16 protein-coding genes are annotated in these 17853 nt (G+C 65.8%); 7 read left to right on the top strand and 9 right to left on the bottom strand.

The annotated features are described in order from the left end of the window. Positions 1-49: 49 nt before the first annotated feature. Together MU558_RS06295 and MU558_RS06290 are read left to right on the top strand one after the other, a co-directional pair. A complete protein-coding gene (locus MU558_RS06295; RefSeq protein ID WP_246972985.1) occupies positions 50-622 on the top strand; it encodes a magnesium transporter in 573 nt (190 codons plus the stop codon). After that, positions 619-1200 (top strand): magnesium transporter, encoded by a 582-nt coding sequence (locus MU558_RS06290; RefSeq protein WP_246972984.1) that lies wholly within the window; start codon positions 619-621, stop codon positions 1198-1200. Before MU558_RS06295 ends, MU558_RS06290 begins: the two co-directional genes overlap by 4 nt. 127 nt (positions 1201-1327) lie before the next feature. Here MU558_RS06290 and MU558_RS06285 read toward each other — a convergent pair whose 3' ends face one another. The 6 genes from MU558_RS06285 to MU558_RS06260 all read right to left on the bottom strand — a co-directional run bounded on the left by MU558_RS06285 (position 1328) and on the right by MU558_RS06260 (position 9858). Continuing rightward, entirely contained in the window at positions 1328-1561 is a 234-nt protein-coding gene (locus tag MU558_RS06285; RefSeq protein WP_246972983.1) for an Lrp/AsnC family transcriptional regulator, read from the bottom strand. A gap of 124 nt (positions 1562-1685) precedes the next feature. Next, positions 1686-2486 carry an N-acyl homoserine lactonase family protein gene (locus tag MU558_RS06280; protein WP_246972982.1) on the bottom strand — a complete coding sequence of 267 codons (801 nt, stop codon included), beginning with the start codon at positions 2484-2486 and terminating at the stop codon, positions 1686-1688. Positions 2487-2532: 46 nt separating this feature from the next. Beyond that, positions 2533-4416 carry a cation:proton antiporter domain-containing protein gene (locus MU558_RS06275; RefSeq protein ID WP_246972981.1) on the bottom strand — a complete coding sequence of 628 codons (1884 nt, stop codon included), beginning with the start codon at positions 4414-4416 and terminating at the stop codon, positions 2533-2535. 153 nt (positions 4417-4569) lie between these two features. Then, entirely contained in the window at positions 4570-6549 is a 1980-nt protein-coding gene (locus MU558_RS06270; protein WP_246974843.1) for an AMP-dependent synthetase/ligase, read from the bottom strand. Between the two features lie 208 nt (positions 6550-6757). Beyond that, positions 6758-8710: an AMP-dependent synthetase/ligase gene (locus MU558_RS06265; RefSeq protein ID WP_246972979.1), complete on the bottom strand. Its 1953-nt coding sequence runs from the start codon at positions 8708-8710 to the stop codon at positions 6758-6760. Between the two features lie 224 nt (positions 8711-8934). Then, entirely contained in the window at positions 8935-9858 is a 924-nt protein-coding gene (locus MU558_RS06260; RefSeq protein WP_246972977.1) for an MBL fold metallo-hydrolase, read from the bottom strand. A 102-nt stretch (positions 9859-9960) separates the two neighbouring features. Between MU558_RS06260 and MU558_RS06255 the strand changes: the two genes are divergently transcribed. The 4 genes from MU558_RS06255 (at position 9961) to serS (ending at position 15769) form a co-directional block, all read left to right on the top strand. Beyond that, positions 9961-12744 carry a bacterio-opsin activator domain-containing protein gene (locus MU558_RS06255; RefSeq protein ID WP_246972974.1) on the top strand — a complete coding sequence of 928 codons (2784 nt, stop codon included), beginning with the start codon at positions 9961-9963 and terminating at the stop codon, positions 12742-12744. 107 nt (positions 12745-12851) lie between these two features. Next, on the top strand, positions 12852-12995 hold the full coding sequence (locus MU558_RS06250; protein ID WP_246972971.1) for a rubrerythrin-like domain-containing protein: 144 nt from the start codon (positions 12852-12854) through the stop codon (positions 12993-12995). Position 12996: 1 nt separating this feature from the next. Continuing rightward, positions 12997-14289: a glutamate dehydrogenase GdhB gene (gdhB, locus tag MU558_RS06245; RefSeq protein WP_246972968.1), complete on the top strand. Its 1293-nt coding sequence runs from the start codon at positions 12997-12999 to the stop codon at positions 14287-14289. Positions 14290-14389: 100 nt separating this feature from the next. Continuing rightward, a complete protein-coding gene (gene serS / locus MU558_RS06240; protein WP_246972966.1) occupies positions 14390-15769 on the top strand; it encodes a serine--tRNA ligase in 1380 nt (459 codons plus the stop codon). 9 nt (positions 15770-15778) lie between these two features. Here serS and MU558_RS06235 read toward each other — a convergent pair whose 3' ends face one another. The 3 genes from MU558_RS06235 to MU558_RS06225 are packed head-to-tail and all read right to left on the bottom strand — an operon-like array spanning position 15779 to position 16517. Then, positions 15779-15964, bottom strand: a complete 186-nt coding sequence (locus MU558_RS06235) for a PIN domain-containing protein (protein WP_246974840.1) — start codon at positions 15962-15964, stop codon at positions 15779-15781. Positions 15965-15998: 34 nt separating this feature from the next. Beyond that, positions 15999-16238, bottom strand: a complete 240-nt coding sequence (locus tag MU558_RS06230) for a hypothetical protein (RefSeq protein WP_246975085.1) — start codon at positions 16236-16238, stop codon at positions 15999-16001. A gap of 9 nt (positions 16239-16247) precedes the next feature. Then, the gene (locus MU558_RS06225) at positions 16248-16517 is read right to left on the bottom strand and encodes an AbrB/MazE/SpoVT family DNA-binding domain-containing protein (RefSeq protein WP_246972964.1); all 270 of its coding nucleotides are present in this window, start codon (positions 16515-16517) and stop codon (positions 16248-16250) included. Positions 16518-17295: 778 nt separating this feature from the next. On the opposite strand from MU558_RS06225, the gene MU558_RS06220 reads away from it, so the two are divergent. After that, positions 17296-17844: a diadenylate cyclase gene (locus MU558_RS06220; RefSeq protein ID WP_246972962.1), complete on the top strand. Its 549-nt coding sequence runs from the start codon at positions 17296-17298 to the stop codon at positions 17842-17844. Positions 17845-17853 lie beyond the last annotated feature (9 nt).

Raw genomic sequence — 17853 nt, 5'->3', positions numbered from 1 at the left:
TCCAGCTGTGAAACAACGCTTAATGTGCCGGGGCGGGACCATCGGATAGATGGTGCGCCACGACTCCGCCGCCGCCGTCTATCGGCAGGCGCTACCGGTTATCCTCGTCAGTCTCGTGGCAGGGCTGTTCGCCGGAACGCTGCTCGGCACCGAATCCATGCGCGAGGGGATCGAGAACGTTCCCGGCCTCCTCCTCTTGCTCCCCGCGTTTCTCGCCACCCGTGGCGGCGTCTACGGCCCGCTCGGTGCTCGCCTCTCGAGTGGGCTCCACCAGGGGTTGATCAGTCCGCGCTTCGAGTGGAACGACCGGCTCCGGAACGCAGTCGTCGCCTCGTTTCTCAACGGAATGATCGTCTCGATTCTCATCGCGTTTCTCGCGTACGTCGTCCTGCTGGCGTTCGGCCGCTCCGGCAACTTGCTCGAGCTCGTGCTCATCCTGACGATCGCCGGCTTCTTGAGTGCCGTGACGATGCTCGGCGTCCTGCTCGCCGTGATCTTCAGGGGGTATCGCCGTGGCGTCGACCCCGACAACATCGTCGGTCCCGTCGTGACGACCGTCGGTGACGTCTTCGGCGTCGTGTTCTTGCTCGTCGCCGTCGAGATCACGGAGGTGATCCTGTGACCGAGACAGGAGACGACGGCGAGTTCGTCGACGAGTGGACCGTCTCGAACATCGTCACGACGATGGTCCCGCTTTTGGCCGTTCTCTCGTTGCTCCAGATGGGCTCTGGCACCGTCCTCGAGAACTTCGAGGAGCAGCTGCTCACCCAGCCCTCGCTGCTCGTGCTCGTCCCCGTGATGATCGGGACGGCGGGCAACCTGGGGTCGATCATGTGCGCGCGGCTGTCGACCCAGCTTCACCTGGGCATCCTCGAGTTCTCCCCCGACAATCCGAACGTGCGGGCGAACGTCGCGGCGGTGTTTGGCCTCGCCGCGACGGTCTTTTTCCTGCTCGGCATCGCGTCGTGGGCCATCGGCCGCCTGCTCGGCGGCTCGCTCGGACTCGGGGCACTCATGTTCATCACGATGGTCTCGGGTATGCTGCTGGCCGTCTGGGTCGTGATCGTCAGTTCCGTTGCCGTCTACGTTTCCTATCGCCTCGGGTACGACCCCGACGACACGACGATCCCCGTCGTCACCAACGTCTCCGACGTCACCGGCGTCTTGATCCTCTTTACTGTGGTCTGGATCGTTCTCTAGCCGGATCGCCTCGCGTTCATACTGCCGGACAACACGGTTCAGACATCGATCGCACTCGAGACGCTGTCGTCGCTGACGACAGCCGTCGAGACGCGATCGAGTAGTCACTGACTGTTGTCCGGTAGTATCAGGGCTCGAACGCGACGTTCGTCACCGTGTCGATCACGCCCGAGACGGCGTGGATCTCGTCGGCCACGACGGTCGGCAGGTCGTCGACGTCGTCGAGCTCGAGCTGGGCGATGAGGTCGTAGTCGCCGGTCACGATGTGAACCGTCTCGACCGACTCGAGGTCCGCGATCTCGTTTGCAGCATTCGAGACGGCTCCCGCGTCGACGATGACGTGTACATAGGCGTCTGTCATGGTCCGCGGTTCGTACACCGACCGTTCGAATATCGCTTTCAGCCGTGGCAAAAATTAACACATGCAACTGTCCGTGACAGACGTGCTCGAACCCGTCGTGATCGCGGCGGTTCGCGAGCGCCGGTCACCCGAGCGAATCAGGCGGATCCGGCAGCTTCGCCTGTTCGTCCGGATCGTGGTGGACGATCACCTCGGCGTCGTCGAGTCGTGCCCGCGTTCGCACCGTCTGGATCGACTCGAGTGACTCCTCGAGCGACCACGCGAACGAGGGGACGAGGTCCTGCTCGTAGCCGACCCGGCTGTTTGCGACGTCGGCCGCGAGGAGGACGTTCCCGGAGTCGAGTTCGACCGACAGCGACTGGTGGCCTGGCGTGTGCCCCGGCGTCGGGAAGGCGACGACGCTCCCGTCACCGAAGAGGTCGTACTCGCCTGTAATCGCGGTCACGTCACGCGACGGCCCGCGGAGCGGGGAGATGTCGCCCTCGAGGTAGAACAGCCGCTGGACGCCGTCGGGCCAGAAGGCGTACCGGAGCTCTTCTTTCTGGACGACGACCTCGGCGTCGGGAAACGAGTCGACGTTGCCAGCGTGGTCCGTGTGCAGGTGCGAGAGGACGACGTAGTCGACGTCCTCGGGTTCGTACCCCAGCGCGTGGAGGTGGTCGGTCGGCGACTGGCCGACCTCGAGGTCGAGCGTCTCCAGGAAGTCGACCATGTGAGGTGCGCCGTTCGGGCCGTAGCTTTCGGGGTCGGCGGCCATCTCGCGGCTGATCCCCGTATCGAACAGCACCAGCCCATCCGGGTGCTCGAGCAGGTAGCACGGACACCAGCCGACGTAGGGCTCGCCGGGATTCTGTAGCTGAACGGCGGCGCTGTAGTCGAACGTCCACTCGGCTGTGTTCAGGCGGTAGAGGCTGGTGACTGTCACACTCGAGATACGTACCGGGCGAACAAAAACGCTCTACCGCCGTCTCTCATGCCGGCGCACCGCAGCGCTCGATCGCTTCGCGAACCGCTTCGGTTCGGCCGATGAACGTCACGTGATCGCCGCGCTCGAGTTCGAGGTTCGGCTCCGGGACCTCGTTGTCGCCATCTCTGCTCACGAGCGCGATGAGCACGCCGTTGGGCAACCTGTCGTCGATGTCGGCGATCTTCTCGCCGACGATGGCGTCGTCCGTCACTTCGACTTCCTGTACGTCACCGGAGCGACCGAGTTCGGTCATCCAGTTCGAGAGCGCGGGGCGTTCGATCACGTTGTCGATCGCCCACGCGGTCGACTCCGCCGCGGAGATGGTGCGGACGCCGAGTTCCTCGAACGCGTCGACGTTCGACGGGTTGTTCGCACGGGCGATCACCGTCTCTACGTCGAACTTCGATTTGGCGAGCTGAGCGATGAGGAGGTTCGTGTCGTCGTCGCCGGTCGCCGCGACGACGATGCGGGCGTTCTCGCCGCCGGCCGAGCGCAACACCTCGGTGTCGGCACCGTCGCCCTCCCGGACGGTGAACCCGTCCTCGCGCGCCCGCTCGAGAGCGTCTCTGTCCTCTTCGATCAGGACCACGTTTTCGCCGCGCGCTTCCAGTCGTTCTGCCAGCAGGCGGCCGACTCTGCCGCTGCCGACGATGAGTACACGCATTGGTATCACTTCCAGTCGCTCCGCGATCTGCCGGGCGAAGCCACCCTCGAGGACGACCGTCACGAGGATGACGAGAAAGACGGTCCCGACGAGCAACTCTGCGCCGGTCTCGTTGGTCGGTGCCTCGGGTGCCTGCAGGCGGATCGCAAACAGCGTCGCGACCGACGCCGGAATGATTCCTCGCGGGCCGACGAAGCTCACGAACAGTTTCTCCCTGGTGGTAAACCGCTCTCCCATCGTCGAGAGGAAGACGAGTAGCGGCCGGAGGACGACCATTACGATCAAGACGACGGCGACGCCGCCCAGGCCGAGCGCGAACAGCTGGTCGAACTCGAGCAACGCCGCGAGCGTGATGAAGACGAACGAGAGGACGATCAGCGTCACGTCGCCTTTGAACGCCTCGATATCCTCCTCGTACGGCAGATTGGCGTTTCCGAGGATCAACCCGGCGGTCGCCGCTGCGGCGACGCCGGCCTCGGAGAACACCCAGTCTGCGGCACCGAACGCGACGATCGCTCCCGCGAGCGTGAGCAGCCGTGCGTTTCGCGGCGCGTCGTCGGGCGAGACGTCGACGTACTGCAGGACGTACCAGACGACCGCCGCGACCGCGAGGCCGACGAGGAGGCCGGTGCCGAGACGCTCGGCGAACAGCCGGACGTAGATGCTGGCGTTAAGCTCCCGCACCGTCATCGCCTTGAACATCACGATCGCGAGGATCGCCGCGGTGACGTCGTTGACGATCCCTTCGGTCTCGAGGGCCGCCGCGACCCGGTCGCGAACGGGGACGACTTTGAGAATCGGCGTGACGACGGTCGGTCCCGTCGCGACGAGCAGCGCGCCGATCAGCAGTGCGATGTCCCAGTCTGCGCCGAGCAGGAAGTGGACGGCCGCAGCCGTCCCGAACAGCGCGATCGCCGCCCCGATCGTGATCAACCGCAGCACGGCCGCCGGTGCTTCCCTGATTTTCTCGAATTTGAGGTGAAACGCGCCCTCGAAGACGATGATCGCGACGCTGAGTCCGACGATCGTCGACAGCCCGCTGCTGCCGCCGAAGGACTCGACCGTGAGCACACCGAGTCCTTCCGGACCGATCGCGACGCCCGAGAGGATGAGAAACAGGACGCTCGGGATCTGCAATTTGGCCGAGAGAAGCTGTGAGAGCACGCCGAGTCCGATGATGGCGGCGACGAGGACGATCAGGTCGCCGGTCGCTTCTGTAGCCATAGTTACCTCTGATCGTCGACCGACGTTCGCCTGCCGGGTGCGTCTTTCGGACTCATTCCCTGTCGAAAGAGAGTGACTACAGTGGCTTAAACACCGTTCTTCGCCGCCCCGATCGGCGACGTACCGGCCGGCGGGCGACCCGCGTGTAACCGGTCAGTCGGCCGGCTCGGCCTGCGACTCGCGTTCGCGCTCCGGGTAGATGTCCGCGACCTCGTCGGCGAAGCGCTCGAGGATGACCCGGCGTTTCTTCTTCATCGTGGGGGTGAGCATCTCGTTTTCCTCGGTGAACTCCCTGGGGACGAGCTGGAACTCCTTGATCCGCTCGTGGGGTTCGAAGTTCTCGTTGACCGCGTCGACCTCCTGCTGGATGAGACGCTGTACCTCCTCGTGGTCGACCAGCCGCTCGCGACCTGCCACGTCGCCGTCGACCGCGTCCTCGAGGTACTCGAAGTTGGGGACGATCAGCGCACCGACGAACTTCTCGCCGTCGCCGACGACCAGACACTGTTCGACGACCTGGCTCTTCGCGAACGAGTCCTCGATCGGGGCGGGGGCGACGTTCTTGCCGGTCGAGAGCACGAGGATCTGTTTTGCGCGCTCGCGGAAGACGACGTAGCCGTCGGGCCGGACGTTGACGATGTCGCCGGTCCGGAACCACCGCTTGCCGTCTTCGTCCTCGGTGAACGCTCGGTCGGTCGCCTCCGGATCGTTCCAGTAGCCGTCGGTCACGTTCGGCCCGCACACGAGCAACTCGCCGAGGTCGCCGAGGGTGTCGTCTGCGGTCTCTGCGGGGACGACCGACTTGTCGACCGTGATCTCACAGCCCTCGACCGGGACGCCGATCGTGCCGATCTTGGGCTCCTCGGGCGGGTTGGTCGTGACGACCGGTGCCGTCTCGGTGAGCCCGTACCCCTCGTAGATCGGCAGCCCCATCCCGTGGTAGAGCGTACACAGCTCCGGCGACAGCGTTCCGCCGCCGCTGACCAGAAACTCGACGTTTCCGCCGAGGGCCTCTTTCACCTGGCTGAACACCAGTCTGTCCGCGATCGTCATCTTCAGTTTGAGGTCCAGGCCGGGGCTGTCCGATCGGTAGTACGCCTTGCTGACGTCCGTCGCCCACTCGAAGATGCGCTCTTTGAGCGGCGACTCGCTGGCCTGTTCGCGGATGGCGTCGTAGATCTTCTCGTAGACCCGCGGAACGCTCGTTGCGGTCGTCGGCTCGACGAGCTGGAAGTCCTCCTGGAGCGTGTCGGCGCTCTCCGCGTAGGCCACACACGCCCCGCTCGCGAACATGACGAAGTGTCCCGCCGTCCGCTCGAAAACGTGCGCCAGCGGCAGGTACGAGACCGTTTCGGTCTCCTCGTCGATCGACGGCGACCCGCTCGGTTTGTCCGGTTGCGGGCCGTAGCGTCGGTACACCTGGTTGACGTTCGCCCTGAAGTTGCGGTGGGTCAGCTTCACGCCTTTCGGCCGTCCGGTCGTCCCGCTCGTGTAGATCAGACTCGCCAGATCGTCCAGCTCGGTCTCGTCGATCCACGACCGGTAGGCCTCGAGATCGAACGTCTCGGCACCGCACTCGTAGACGTCCGCGAGCGTGTAGACGTCCGCCATCCCGTCGTACTCGGGCCCGAGTTCGTCCATCACGACGACGAACTCGAGGTCGAGGTCGTCGTCGACCTCGAGGACGCGCTCGAGTAGCTCCTCGTTCTCGACGACGACGGCCGTCGCTCCGGGGTCGTCGAGCAGGTAGCGAACCTGACTCGGCGAGGAGCTCCGGTAGACGGTCGTCACGACGGCACCTGCCGCGAGGAGCGCGAAGTCGGACTGGGCCCACTCTATCCGCGTCCCCGCGAACATCGCCACGCGGTCGCCGTGGTCGACGCCGAGCGTTCGGAACCCGCTCGCGAGAGTTCTGACGACCTCGCGCATCTCGGCGTACGAAAGCGTCGCGTACTCCCCGTCTGGTGCCGACCCGAACGCCGTCTCGGCGAGCGTTCGGTCGTATACGCCCCCTTTGTATCGCTGCGCTGGTCGGTCCGCGTTTCGCTCGGCACTCCGCTCGAACGTCCGTCCCAGCGTCTCGAGTTCGATCACGTCGTCGTCGAACGCTCGTTCTGGCTCCCGTCGTTCCATGGGTTGGCGTGCCATGGAACTACACTCTCATGAATTATAGGGATAGTTATGACCAAAAACGTGATATTACTGTACTTCTATCGGGCAACAGTGAGTAAAAATCCGCTCGAGTAGGCGGCTTCTCGCATAACTTGTTACACTTTATAGAATACTTCCTCGCTCTCGATAGTCTCGCTCGAGCGGGACGACGAGCGACGAGGTGCAGCACTCACTCGGCGTACATCTCCTCGACCCGGTCCTCGAAGCGATCCATGATCACACGTCGCTTCTTCTTCATCGTGGGGGTGAGCATGTCGTTTTCTTCGGTGAACTCGCGGGGAACGATGCGGAACTTCTTGATCTGCTCGTGTTTCTCGAACTGCTGGTTGATCCGGTCGACCTCCTCCTGGACGTACTCGGTGACGCGCTCGTCCCCACAGAGCGCTTCGGGGTCGTCGGGGAGGTCGATTCCCTCCTCGTCGGCCCACTCGCGGATGTGGTCCTCGTTCGGGACGAGCAACGCGCCGACGAACTTCTCGCCGTCGCCGACGACCAGACACTGTTCGACGACCTCGCTGGCGGCGAACGCGTCCTCGATCGGCGCGGGGGCGACGTTCTTGCCGGTCGAGAGCACGAGGATCTGCTTTGCGCGCTCGCGGAACTCGACGTAGCCGTCCGGGCGCAGGTGGACGACGTCGCCGGTCCGGAACCACCGCTTGCCGTCCTCGTCTTCGGTGAACGCCTGTGTGGTCGCGTCGGGGTCGTTCCAGTAGCCGTCGGTCACGTTCGGTCCGCGCACGAGCAGTTCACCGACCTCGCCGGGGTCGTCGAAGGCGCTCTGGTCGACGACCCGCTCGTCGACCTTCAACTCGACGTCGACCACGGCCGGGCCGATCGTGCCGATCTTCGGTTCTTCGGGCGGGTTTACCGTGATGACGGGTGCCGTCTCGGTGAGGCCGTACCCCTCGTAGATCGGCAGGCCCATCGCGTGATAGAGGGTACACAGCTCCGGCGAGAGGCTGCCGCCGCCGCTGATCAGGAGTTCGACGTTGTCGCCGAGTGCCTCCCTGACCTGCGAGAAGACGAGCCTGTCAGCGATCGCCTGTTTGGCCCGCAACGCCGGTCCCGGCGAGTCGGTCTCCTGGTACTCGCGACCGACGTCGGTCGCCCACTCGAAGATCCGCTGTTTCGTCGGCGACTCGCTGGCCTGCTCGCGGATGGCGTCGTAGATCTTCTCGTAGACTCGCGGAACGCTCGTCGCCGCGTTCGGTTCGACGGCGCTGAAGTCCTCCTGGAGCGTGTCCGGGTTCTCGGCGTAGGCCACGCACGCCCCGCTCGCGAACATGAGGAAGTGTCCTGCCGTCCGCTCGAAGACGTGCGCCAGCGGCAGGTACGAGACCGTCTGCGCGTGCTCGTCGATCGACGGCAGGTCCGTGCTCTTGTCCGGCCGCGGCGCGAATCGCTTGCGGATCTGGTTGACGTTCGAACGGAAGTTCCAGTGGGTCAACCGCACGCCCTTGGGCTGTCCCGTCGTCCCGCTCGTGTAGATCAGACTCGCCAGGTCGTCTAACTCGGGGTCGTCGACCCACGTCTGGTAGGTCTCGAGGTCGAACGTCTCGGCACCGCGCTCGTAGACGTCCGCCAGACTCAGCACGTCCTCGCGGTCGCCGTACCGCGAGAGGCGATCGATCGAAACGATGAACTCGAGGTCGAGGTCGTCGTCGACCTCGAGGACCGACTCGAGTGCGTCCTCGTTCTCGACGACGACGGCCGTCGCCCCGGGATCGTCGAGCAGGTAGCGGACCTGATCCGGCGACGAGCCCGTGTAGACGGTCGTCACGACGGCACCCGCCGCGAGGAGCGCGAAGTCGGTCTGGGCCCACTCCATTCGGGTGTTCGAGAACATGCCGACGCGGTCGCCGGTCTCGACGCCGAGGTCGCGAAAGCCGGCTGCGAGGTTTCGGACGACGTCGCGCATCTCGGCGTAGGAGATGGCCTGAAACTCCCCGCGCGGGGCCGCCGGAAGCACGGACTCGGTCAGCGACCGGTCGTAGACGCCGCCTTTGTACCGCTGTGCTGGCCGGTTCGCGTTCCGCTCGGCGCTCTCTTCGAACATCCGTCCAAGCGTGGTCTCCCCGATGACCTCGTCTGTGTACTCGCGTTCCGCGTCCCACCAGTTCATATCTCCCCGACAGCACCTCCCTCGAGATAAAAGGTGAGGGAACTCGTAACACGCGACACACCGTTTATTTCGCTCGACACGCCGCGAGCGTTTCGACCCGCTCGAGCACGATCGGCGTCTGGCCTGTGTCGGCCAGCAGTATCATAACGATCGCTGTGAGTCTGTACCGCCGCAACCGCGAACCGTCTTGCGGTTGCGTTGGCAACCAGTCACAGCAATCAGTATCATTCCTCGCGCCAGTCCAGGTAGCCGAGGACGCCGCGGGTGTTCATTTTCCGCTCCTCGCGTGCCTTGCGCTCGCCCCAGACGTCTGCCATCTGTGGGCGGTCGGCGAAGTACTCGATGACCGCCTCGTCGTCGGCGAGTTCGTCGCGTTTTGCCTCGACCGCCTCGACCCACTCGGTGAGGACGTCCTTGTACTCCTCGAGCGCCGCGGTCGCGTCGTCGCCCACCTCGCGGGGACCGAAGTGGGTGTACAGGAGGACGTCCGGATCGAGCGATTTCAGCGTCTCGACGTCCTCGAGACACCGGTCGAAGTTGAACTGCGAGGGCGGCGAGGTCTCGACGATCTCCTCGCGTGCCGGCACCCAGATGCCCGCCGCGTCGGCGACGAAGATCGCGTCGTTCGCGGAATCTTCGAACACGACGTGGTGGGGGGCGTGGCCCGGCGTCGCGTGGACCCGGAGTTCGTGGTTGCCGAGGTCGATCACGTCGCCGTCCTCGAGTTCGACGATCCGCTCTTCGGGAATCGGTTTCGGCTCCGCGTAGAACTCCCACTGGTCGCCGACGGCCGTTTTCGTTCCCTCGACTAACCGTTCGGGGTCGACGAGGTGGGCCGTGCCGACTGCTGGCACGTAGACGTCGGCGTTCGGGCAGGCGTCGGCGAGAAAGCCCGCGCCGCCAGCGTGGTCGAGGTGGATGTGCGAGACGGCGACGACCTCGAGTTCGTCGCGGTCGATGCCGACCTCCTCGAGCGCCTCGAGGATGTACTCGTAGTTCGTCCCGATCCCGGTCTCGACGACTGCGGGGCGCTCGCTGTCGAGGACGTAGGCTGCGCCGTACTCGCTGGTGCCGTACATTCCGGTGTCGACGTAGTAGAGGTCCGAACAGTCGCCGCTCGTGACTTTTCGGACGTCGCCAGCTTCCATACCCGAAACGCGAGTCCCGATGTGATAAATACTGTCGTCTGCGCAAGGTGCGCACGGAACGAGGCCGACAACGGTTTTGCCAGCGGTCGAATAGGTAGATCGATGCCTGCTACCGGAGGTACGCCCGCGGTCGCCCTGGTCGGGGATCGCGACTGGACCGACGCGGTTCGGTCCGTGCTGTCCGCTGCCAATCGAGCGTTCGACCTCGTCGAGTGGTCGCCGGACGCAGCCCTCGACGGCGACGTGCGCTGTCTCGTCTGCGACGCGTCGGCGTCCGACGATCGCGGACTGTCCGTTCTCGAGCGAATCCGCGGGGAGCGCCCCGACCTCCCGATCGTCTTCGTCCCGCGCGACGGCGACGAGGCTCTCGCCGGTGCGGCGGTCGAGGCGGGGGCGACGGCCTACGTCCCCTTCGACGACCGCGAGTCGACGCTCGTCGATCGGATCGATGGTGCGATCGACTGGGGTGACCGCCAGCGCGAGCGACACGAGCGAGCACGGTGGTTCGACGCGCTCGCTGCCGATTCGGCGACGTTCCTGTGGGTACTCGAGCCGGACGGCACGGTCGCCGAGACGAACGCGGCCGTTCGAGACCGATTTGGCCCGGTTTGCGGGCCGTTCGCGACGCTCGATTGCTGGAGCGAACCGGCCCGCGAGACCCTCGAGACCGCCCTCGAGCGCGCCCGCCACGAGGATCGCCTCGACCGGACGGTCACGGCCGCCGGCGGCGAGACGACGCTGTCGCTGTCGTTCCGGCCGATCCTCGCGGACGGCGTCGACGGCGTCGTCGTCCACGGCCGGGACGTCACCGAACGGGCGCGACTCGAGTCCGAACTCCGTCGCTCGGAGGAACTCCACCGGGTCACGCTGAACAACATGACCGACACGGTGTTGCTCACCGACGACGACGGCGAGTTTACCTACGTCTGCCCGAACGTCCACTTCATCTTCGGCTACACGGCCGACGAGATCCACGAGATGGGGACGATCGACGCCCTGCTCGGCGACGATCTCTACGACGAGCCCGACCTCGAGGCCGAGGGCGTCCTCACGAACCTCGAGTGTACGGCGACCGACAGGGCCGGTCGCGAACACACGCTGCTGGTCAACGTCCGGGAGGTGTCGATTCAGGACGGGACGACGCTGTTTAGCTGTCGGGACGTGACGACGCGAAAACAGCGCGAGCGCGCGCTCACGTCGTTGCAGGACACCGCCCGCGAACTGCTGTACGCCGAGAACAAAGGAGAGATCGCCGACCGCGTCGTCGACGACGCCGCGGACGTCCTCGATTTGCCGACTGCGGCGATCTACCTCTTCGACGCCGGGCGGAACGTCCTCCGGCCGACGGCGTACACCGAGTCGATGGCCACGTTCGACGGCCAGCCCGGCCCCCGGTGGCCCGGCGACGGGAGCGTGATCTCGACCACGTTCGTGAACAACGACGCCCGGACGTTCGACGATCTCAGCCGGTGGACGACCACCGCACACGAGGTCCAGAGCGCTGTCGTCGCGCCGCTTGGCGACCACGGCGTCTTCCTCGTCGGCTCGGAGACGGCAGACGAGATCGACGAGGTGACAGGCGAGGTCGCGGACCTGCTCGCCGCCACGGCGGAAGCCGCCCTCGATCGCGTCGAGCGGGAGTCGACGCTACGCGAGCGCGACCAGGAACTGCAGCGACGGAACCGCCAGCTGACCGAACTCAACCGGATCAACGAGGTCATCCGCGAGATCGGCCAGGACGTCGTCCAGGCCGATACACGCGAGGAGATCGAACGAGCCGTCTGCGACCGGCTGACCGGCCCCGACCGGTTCGCGTTCGCCTGGATCGGCGAGGCGGACGTCGCCGCCGACCCGCGCGCGTGGGCCGGTGACGGGGAGGGCTACCTCGACGTGCTCGGCACCGACACGGCCGGGACCGATCCGGGCGAGCGGACGCTCGCGACGAACGAGCCGACGGTCGTCGAGAACGTCGCGGACGGCCTTCGCGAGGAACCCTGGCGCTCGGAGGCGCTTACCCGCGGCTTCCAGTCCGCCGTGAGCGTGCCGCTGTCGTACGACGAGGTCGGGTACGGCGCGCTGACGGTGTACGCCGACCGGGCGGCGGCGTTCGACGAGACGGCGCGATCCGTCCTCCGGGAACTCGGCGAGACGATCGCCTCGGGGATCAGCTCCGTCGAGCGGAAAAACGCCCTTATGGGCGGTCGAGTCGTCGAACTTACCTACGAGACGGCCGACTCGAGCGACGTCTTCGTTCGGCTCGCGAGCGAACAGGCGTGTACGATCGAACTCGAGGGTGGGCTCCAGCGGGTGACAGACGGGGTCCTCGCGTTCGCGACCGTCTCCGACGGCGATCCGGATCGGGTGGTCGATCGCGCCGCCTCGTTCATGGCCGTCGAAGACGCACGAGTCGTCAACCACGGCGAGAACGGCGGCCTGATTCGCCTGCTGCTCTCGCGGCCGTTCGTCGCGACTCGCCTCGTCGAACACGGAGCGGTCGTCCGGAACCTCGTCGCGGACGCCGACAGCGCGACGATGACGATCCAGGTGCCGTCGTCGGTCGAGACGAACGCCGTCGACGACCTCGTCCGGACGACCTACGCGGACGCGACGCTCGTCTCCCGCCGGGAGCGCGGCGGTACGCCGACGACCCGGGACCGACTCGAGGACGACGTCCTCGGGTCGCTGACCGATCGGCAACTCGAGGTCGTCCGGACGGCCTACCACGCCGGCTTTTTCGAGTCGCCGCGGGGACAGACCGGCGAGGAGGTGGCGTCCTCGCTCGGGATCTCGTCGACGGCGTTCTCGAATCACACCCGGACGGTCCAGCGAAAACTGTTCTCGGTGCTGTTCGACGACGCCGCCGTCGCCCAGGGGGTTGAATACTGAACCCACCCGGTCGGTTACGGGTGGCGTATTCAACCACTGTCTTCTTTCATTACCGTAGCAAAAATTGCCACACGGACCACCGACACCGCCGGTGGCCGGCCTGCACCATGATGGACGCCGAATACGACCCCAAGACGGAATCGACCTACGAGTGCCTCGACTGTGGAAATACGGTCCTTTCGACGACACACCCTGGCGAGTGTCCCGTCTGCGGCGCTACGTTCCGTAACCGATCGATGCCACTCGAGTGAGATGGCCCCGGACAGGTCGATCGCCACGAGGCGTGACGACGTCGGCAGCGAGGACGACGTTCTCTCGACGGCACTTTCACAGCTCGAGCGAGCGAGCGCGCTCGTCGACGTCGACCCGACGACGCTCGAGCGGCTCAGGCACCCGTCTCGCGTCCACCGCGTGATGGTTCCCTTCGAGCGCGACGACGGCTCGGTCGAGATCGCCACCGCCTACCGCGCCCAGCACGACGGCGTCCGCGGCCCGTTCAAAGGGGGCATGCGCTACCACCCCGGCGTTACCGAGGCGGAGTGTATCGGGCTGGCGATGTGGATGACCTGGAAGTGCGCGGTGATGGATCTGCCCTTCGGCGGGGCGAAAGGCGGCGTCGTCGTCAACCCCAAGGCGTTGAGCGAGGCCGAGACCGAACGCCTCACGCGCCGGCTCGCACAGGAGCTCCGGACGGTTGTCGGCCCCGAACACGACATCCCCGCACCCGACATGGGGACCGGCAGCCAGGAGATGGCGTGGTTCATGGACGCCTACTCGATGCAGCAAGGCGAGACCACGCCCGGCGTCGTCACCGGCAAGCCACCGGTCATCGGCGGTTCCTACGGCCGGGAGGAAGCGCCCGGCCGTTCGGTCGCCATCGTCACGCGCGAGGCCCTCGACTTCTACGATCGATCGCTCGAGGGAGCGACCGTCGCCGTCCAGGGATTCGGCTCCGTCGGAGCCAACGCTGCCCGACTGCTCGACGAGTGGGGAGCGGACGTCGTCGCCGTCAGTGACGTCACCGGCGGCGTCTACGACCCCGACGGTCTCGACATCTCGGCGATCCCGACCCACCAGGAAGAACCGGAAGCCGTCACTCGACAGGGCGAGGGCGACGAGATATCCAACGACGAACTGCTCACACTCGACGTCGACGTGCTCGTCCCCGCGGCCGTCGGGAACGTCCTGACGGCCGACAACGCCGACGAGGTCGGCGCGGACCTCGTCGTCGAGGGGGCGAACGGTCCGACGACCGCGGAAGCCGACGAAATTCTCGACGAGCGCGACGTCCCGGTCATCCCAGACATCATCGCCAACGCCGGCGGCGTCACCGTGAGCTACTTCGAGTGGCTCCAGGACATCAACCGGCGGTCGTGGTCGCTCGAGCGGGTCCGCGAGGAACTCGAGACGGAGATGCTCGCCGCCTGGAACGCCGTGGCACGGGAGGTCGACGGCGCAGACGACCTCACCTGGCGGGACGCGACGTACGTCGTCGCGCTCTCGCGACTCGCCGCGGCACACGACGCACGCGGCCTCTGGCCCTGATCGCGGCTCCGGGTGGCGGGCGTTCACACGACACGTCGTGTGCTCGTCTGGCACACTTCCGATACGGTTTTGCCGCGGCGCAAAGAACCGACGCGTACGAATGCTCGACCGGACCTATCTACGTGAGCACCCCGAGGAGGTGCGCGAGGCCCTCGACAACCGAGGTGCCGACGTCGACCTCGAGGCGGTGCTCGACCTCGACGAACAGTGGCGCGAACTGAAAGCCCGCGGCGACGAACTGCGACACGAACGCAACGAAGTGAGCTCGCAGATCGGCCAGCTCAAACAGGCGGGCAAAGACGAGGAGGCCGAGGAAGCCATCGAGAAATCGAGCGCACTCAAGGCCGAACTCGAGGAAGTCGAGACGGAGGCGGGCGAACTCGAGGCCGAACTCGAGGCGGCGATGTACGAACTCCCGCAGGTGCCCCACGAGAGCGTCCCCGTCGGCGAGGACGAGTCTGACAACGTCGAACGCCGCCGCTGGGGCTTCGACGACCTGCGTGACCTGCCCGACGAGGTCGTCCCCCACTACGACCTCGGCGAGGACCTCGACGTCATCGACGAAGACCGCGGTGCGAAGACCACGGGCGCGGGCTTTTACTTCCTCAAGGGCGACGGCGCACGGCTCGAGCACGCGCTGATCCAGTTCATGCTCGACGTCCACCGCGAGCAGGGGTACGTCGACGTCTTCCCGCCGGTGCCCGTCAAAAGCGAGTCGATGCGCGGCACCGGTCAACTCCCGAAGTTCGCCGACGACGCCTACCGGCTCGGCGGTAGCAACGACGAGGACTACGAGGACGACGACCTCTGGCTCTGTCCGACCGCCGAGGTGCCGGTGACGAACATGTACGCCGGCGAGATCCTCCTCGACGACGACCTGCCGCTGAAACACCAGGCGTACACGCCGAACTTCCGCCGCGAGGCCGGCGAACACGGCACCGAGACGCGCGGGATCGTCCGCGTCCACCAGTTCAACAAGGTCGAACTCGTCAACTTCGTCGAACCCGAGACCAGCTACGACCGCCTCGAGGGACTGCTCGAGGAAGCAGAAGCGGTCCTGCGCCGACTCGACCTCCCCTACCGCATCCTCGAACTTTGCACCGGCGACCTCACCTTCGCGTCGGCGAAGACCTACGACATCGAGGTCTGGGCACCCGGCGACGACATGGCCGACGGCCCCGAGGAGGGCGGCCGCTGGCTCGAGGTCTCGAGCGCGTCGAACTTCGAGGAGTTCCAGGCCAGACGCGCCGGTCTCCGGTACCGTCCGGAGCGCCACGAGTCGGCCGAGTACCTCCACACGCTCAACGCCTCGGGGCTGGCGCTGCCGCGCGTGATGGTGGCGATCCTCGAGTACTACCAGAACGACGACGGGACGGTCACGATCCCCGAGGCGCTGCGCCCGTACATGGACGGCCAGGAGGTCATCGAGGGCCACGAGAAGGTCGGCGAGAGCGCACTCGGTGCGGGCGAGCGCGAGTAGCAGTCTCCGCTACCCACTGATGCGTGTTAGTTTCTCGCGTTTCTCTGCAGGAACTGGGTTGACGTACGCCACGTCTTCACCGTTACACAGGTCGTCGAAGTCGCCGTCAGTCGTGAGCAAATAATCGGCGTCGTACGATCGTGCGAGAGCGAGGATAAACGAGTCGTAGACGTCGTGGTTCTTCTCGGCGCCGATTTCGTACGCCTCGAGAAGCGTCGTCTCGTAGCGCTTACGATTCGCGCCGGACTCTGCACGAGTGACTGGACTGCGTTGCGAGTATCGACCGCATCCACTCCGAAACTGCTCGTAACGGGTAATAGTCGAACACGAGCAAGACGTTCGGCCCATCGAGCGCGTTCTGGAGCCACGGGTACACGTCGTCGTGGACAGGATGATCGTCGATCAGTCCGACCGCGAGCACGTTCACGTCGGCGAGGACCGTCACCTCTGTCGGGAGCGTCTCGGACACGTCGTCCCTTCACCGATCCATCGGCCCGAAAAGCGTCTCTCCAGCGTCGGTCGGGGTGGTGCCCTCCCAGTCGGTCCGTCCTGCAGTTGCCGTCTCAAGTTTCGAACTGGGCTTCGGCTTGACCTCGAGGACAGAGCCGACGAGCGTCGCCGGGATCTCGTCGTTCGACTCGATACCTAACCGCTCTCGCACCTCTTTCGGGAGGGTCACCCGTCCTCTGTCGTCCACCGTGAGCGTGAATTCCTCTCCGTGGTTCGCCTCGAACGAGGGATTTCCCATTTCAAAGCACCTATTTCCAATTACTGGGCTAACAGACTCCATCCTTGTGCCCCCTCGTCGTTTCGACACGTGCGCACCTGCAGTGGCCGTCAATTTCTCCCGGTTTCGGTCGGTCTCGAGCGTGCGAACACCGCCTGCAGACGTCCTATGGGATAAAAGAGGACTCGAGGGCGAGGCTTCGAACGGTGGATGGTGGTGGTCGTCGCCCTCGAGGTGGTCAGTCGCTCGATGCGAGTGAGCCCACGAGGGCCCGAGAGCCACAGCACCGGGCGCGTCGATCCGTCGGTCCAGTCGCCACTCCGCCAGCGAGCAGTGTGTCACGGTGTGGACATGCCGACAGGAATGTCGAACCCGACTTCGGCGTCGTCACTCGACGGTGATACGTCGGTCGTGCGAGACGTTTATGTTCCGGTGGGACGAATCCGAGCATGGCTTTCGGACCCTCTCGGGTTGGAAGCCACGTCTCGGGTGCCTGTACACCCGGGGCACTTCGATTCGTGCCCCCGTCGGAGAGCGGCTTCCGTTCTGATCGTTGACCTGTAGCGAGATAAATCTACTGCACAGGAGGTGCGAAGATATCGCTCGCCGGTCCGTTCCTCGGCTATCCGCTGCGCGGCCGGTACTCGTCGCGGCTCGCTCGAGGAGGAAATCGCCGGCAAACGGGACGGACGTGTCGTCGAGGTGGTGGCAGCGGGACTTCCGGCCGACGTGATGGACACGATTCCAGCGGACCCACGGCCGACAGCCTATTTCCCAGCGCCGTCCGTATCGACCGACGATGGACGACCAGGGACTCTCGATCGCCTACGAACGCCACGACCGCGTCCGGCAACTGACCGACGTGCTCAGGTACTGTCTCGAGGGGCTGAGCCTCGAGTTCGACACCTTCGACGACCCGCAAGCGAAGGGGCCGGGGATGTACCTCGCCGTCGTCGCGGGTCGGTCGATCGCCGACCACGCCGACCCGATGGGGGACAACCGCTGGCCCGTCGAGACGTGTCGCGACCCGCTCGCCGACCTCGATCGGTTCTACGAGGCTGCCGCGGACGTCGCCGTCTGCAACGACGGGGCGGTCGTGGTGAGCGTCGACGGCGTGATTCAGGAGCGGATGGTCCGGTTTCGCGACCTGCCGGAGGCCGATACCGGGTACGCCGACTGGATGGGCTCGAGACACATGAGCGCCCTCGACACCTCGAGACGGGAGTCGGTCGTCGCGACGCTCACGCTGAGCCAGGAGACGGGACGGGTGACGGTCTTCCGGGACGGCGAGTTCGATTCCGTCGAGCGCGACGATCTCGCCGCGCGGTGGCGCGATACGCGGGAGTAACACGTTGCC

It is taken from the genome of Natribaculum luteum, assembly GCF_023008545.1.
GTDB classification, from domain to species: domain Archaea; phylum Halobacteriota; class Halobacteria; order Halobacteriales; family Natrialbaceae; genus Natribaculum; species Natribaculum luteum.
The sequence above is the reverse complement of the archived record's forward strand: the minus strand, read 5'-3'. Positions and strand labels throughout refer to the sequence as shown.